This window comes from Bartonella sp. CL63NXGY (genome assembly GCF_042194905.1).
In the GTDB taxonomy this organism is placed as follows: Bacteria; Pseudomonadota; Alphaproteobacteria; order Rhizobiales; family Rhizobiaceae; genus Bartonella.
Genome location: NZ_JBHINK010000038.1, coordinates 1 through 3,871, shown reverse-complemented (window position 1 = coordinate 3,871; position 3,871 = coordinate 1). Strand labels below are relative to the sequence as shown.

At 41.5% G+C, this 3,871-nt stretch carries 1 pseudogene; it reads left to right on the top strand.

The window, feature by feature from the left end:
- Window positions 1-3,871, top strand: a pseudogene (locus tag ACFIK0_RS08865) (hypothetical protein); the annotation flags it as partial.

Below are 3,871 nucleotides of genomic sequence, written 5' to 3'. Positions count from 1 at the left end.
GGTACAGAAGTCAATATTGCCAACAGTAAGAAAGAAGAAAGGATTCTTTCTGGTGTTAAGGCAGGAGTGCTTTCAGCAGAATCGACAGAAGTTGTAAATGGCTCTCAGTTATTTGCGACTAATAAAAATGTTACGACAGTGACTACCAGTCTAGACAGTGTTTCTAAAAATACATCGAGCTATTTAGGTGGTGGTGCTGATGTGCTTGTAGGTAATCTTCCGACGTATGTTGTTGGTGGTCAGTCATATCATGATGTTGGTTCAGCCTTTAGCGGTGTTGATACATCGCTGACAGATCTTCATAATGAGCTTTCTAAGAACAGCAATGAACTTACGCAGACCATTGAGCAGAATGCTTTGTTGTGGAACGATGACGCGCATGCCTTTGTGGCGCGTCATGTAAAGAACAAAGAGAAAGATGGTCAAGTTATAGCGGAACAAGAAAACAGCAAATTGAAGTTTCTATTAGATGGAGAAATTTCTAAAGGTTCGACAGAAGCGATCACGGGCAATCAGCTTTATTCAATGAATCAGACATTTGCGACGTATTTTGGTGGAGGGGCAGGTTATGATAAAGATGGACAATGGAAAGCACCAAGTTTTGTGATCAAGAAAGTTGATGCGGAAGGTAAAGAAAGTGAGGAAAGCTACAATAGTGTAGCGGAAGCATTTGCTGGTGTTGCGAGTTCTATCACGAATGTTCATAATGATGTGACGAATGTAGTGAGTGATAGCCTTGCCAAGCAGGATGATGATACGAAGGTTATTACTATTGGGAAAGAAGTAGAAGGTACAGAACTCAATATTGCAAATAAGGACAAAGTAGATCGGACGCTTTCCGGTGTGAAGGAAGCGGTGAGAGGTAATGAAGCCGTTAATAAAGATCAGCTTGATAAAAGTTTAGAGAAGCTTTCTACCAGTCTTCAGTCTGATGATTCAGCTGTTGTTCATTACGATAAAAAAGATGGTGATAATGGCGGCATTGATTACACGAGTGTGACTTTGGGTAAAGGTAAGGGTTCTGCATCTGTTGGTTTGCATAATGTTGCCGAAGGTCAGATTAGTGAGAATTCGCATGATGCGGTTAATGGCGGTCAGATTTCTAAGGTTTCTCAGGATATTGCGGAATACTTAGGTGGAGGTACAAGCTTTAAAGATGGTACTTTTACGGGTCCAACCTATAAATTATCCAGTGTTGATGCAAAAGGCGAGGAAGTAGAAAAATCCTATAGTGATGTTGGTTTAGCCATTGAAAGCATTGATACGAATTTCAAGAATGTAAATAGCAACCTAACGAATAAGTTTAATGAACTTACTGAAAACATCACGAATATTACTCAGGAAGTTCAAGGCGATGCGCTGTTGTGGGATAAGGACGCAGAGGCATTTGTAGCGACGCATGGAGAGAAGGAAAGCAAGAGTAAGATTACATCACTTGCAGCTGGCTCTATAGTATCAGGCTCGAGTGATGCGATTACGGGTGGACAGATTTATGATCTGCAAAAACAGTTTGCTGGCTATTTTGGTGGAGGTGCTGGTTATAATGAGAAAGGCGAATGGCAAGATCCGGATTTCCAAATTCAGACTTTCAGCAATGATGGTACGAAAGGTGATAAGAAGAGCAGTAATAATGTTGCAGGTGCGTTTAATGACATTAATGACAGCATGAGCACTATCAACGCTCGTATTAAGGAAGTTTCAGAAGGAGTTGCACAAGATTCTTTATCATGGAGCAAGGCTGATGGTGCTTTTGTCGCCTTGCATGGAGAAAAAGATGGTGCAAAGACAAACAGCAAGATTAAGTTCCTTGCGGCAGGAGATATTACGAAAGAATCGACAGATGCAGTAAATGGCTCCCAACTTTATTCCTTAGGAAAAGATCTTGCATCGTACTTAAACGGTGATGCTAAGTATGAGAAAGATCAATGGTTGTTGCCTAGATTTAAAGTTATACACCTTAAAGAAGATGGCACATCAGAAGAAGCTGAGTACGATAGTGTTTCAGAAGCTCTTTCAGGTGTTGGTAATTCTTTCACGAATGTGGTTAAAGACTTTAATGACAAAGTCACGAATATTACTCAGGAAGTTCAAGGCGATGCGCTGTTGTGGAATAAGGACGCAGAGGCGTTTGTAGCGACGCATGGAGGAAAAGACGGTGAGAAGACCAACAGCAAGATAACGTCGCTTGCAAATGGTGACATTACTGCTAGCTCAAGCGATGCTGTAGCAGGAAATCAGCTATATGCTCTAGGTAACAGTGTTGCGCAGTCTTTAGGTGGTGATGCTAGTTATGCAGGTGGCGCTTGGACAGCTCCAAGTTTCAAAGTTAAGACCGTTAATGAGGATGGTACTAAAGTTGAAGAGAAGAAGTATGATAATGTATCGGAAGCATTTGCTGGTGTAGGAACATCTTTTGAGAATCTTCAAAAAGAGTTCACCCAAAACAACACGGAGGTTACTGAAAATATTAAGCAGAATGCGTTGTTGTGGAGTGATGAAGATAATGCGTTTGTAGCGACACATGGAGAGGGTGCTGGGAAAGGCAACAGTAAAATTAAGTTTCTTTCCAATGGAGAGGTTTCTGCAAGCTCAAGTGATGCGATCAATGGTTCTCAGCTTTTTGATACGAATAAGACTGTTGCATCTTATTTAGGTGGTGGCGCTGAATATAAGGAAGGTCAATGGAGTGCTCCAAGCTTTAAGGTTAAGATTGTCAAAGAAGATGGCAGTGCTGTTGAAGAGCAGAGCTATGATGATGTTGCCAAAGCATTTGCTGGTGTAGGGAATTCATTCACAAATATTCACAAAGAGCTTAAGAATGAGATTAACCAAGTTGTAGGAGATAGTCTTGTTAAGCAAGATGAAAAGACACATGTTATTAGTGTAGGGGGTGAAAAGAGTGGTACAGAAGTTAAGCTTTCGAATATTGATGGTGCTGCACGGATCCTTTCTGGTGTGAAATCAGGAACGCTTTCGGAAGCATCGAGTGATGCAGTGAATGGTTCACAGCTTTTTGCGACCAATCAAAATGTAAGCAGTGTGTCAAACAATCTTGAAACAACAGCTACGAATATAGCTAAATCTTTAGGTGGTGGCGCTGAATATAAGGAAGGTCAATGGAGTGCTCCAAGTTTCAAAGTTAAGACCGTTAATGAGGATGGTAGTGCTGTTGAAGAGCAGAGCTATGATGATGTTGCTAAAGCGTTTGCAGGTGTAGGGAATTCATTCACGAATATTCATAAAGAGCTTCAGAATGAGATTAATAGAGTTGTAGGAGATAGTCTTGTTAAGCAGGATGATGCTACGAAGGTAATCAAGATAGGTGGTGAAAAAGAGGGTAGTGCAATCACAATTTCAAATATGAATGGTGATGCACGTAGTCTCTCTGGCGTGAAAGCTGGCACACTTTCTGAAGGCTCGACAGAAGCAGTGAATGGTTCTCAGCTTTATTCCTTGAATCAGACGCTAGCGACTTATTTTGGTGGTGGCGCTCACTATGAAGATGGTCAATGGGTAGCACCTACTTTCAAAGTTACGACATTTAATGATGATGGTAGTCCAGAAGAGCATAGCTATCCCAATATTGCTGAAGCGTTTGCCGGTGTAAGCAATTCATTTACAAAGCTTCATAATGAGATTTCAGACAATATTGAGCAGAATGCGTTGTTGTGGAGTGATGAAGACAGTGCGTTTGTAGCGCTTCATGGGAAGGGAGATAAAAGAAGTAAGAGCAAACTGAAGTCAGTTTTAGATGGCGATATCTCTGAAGGTTCGACAGAGGCGATTACGGGCAATCAGCTTTATTCCTTGCATCAGACGCTAGCGATGTATTTAGGAGGAGGAGCTAGCTATGAAGGTGGCGAATGGAGGG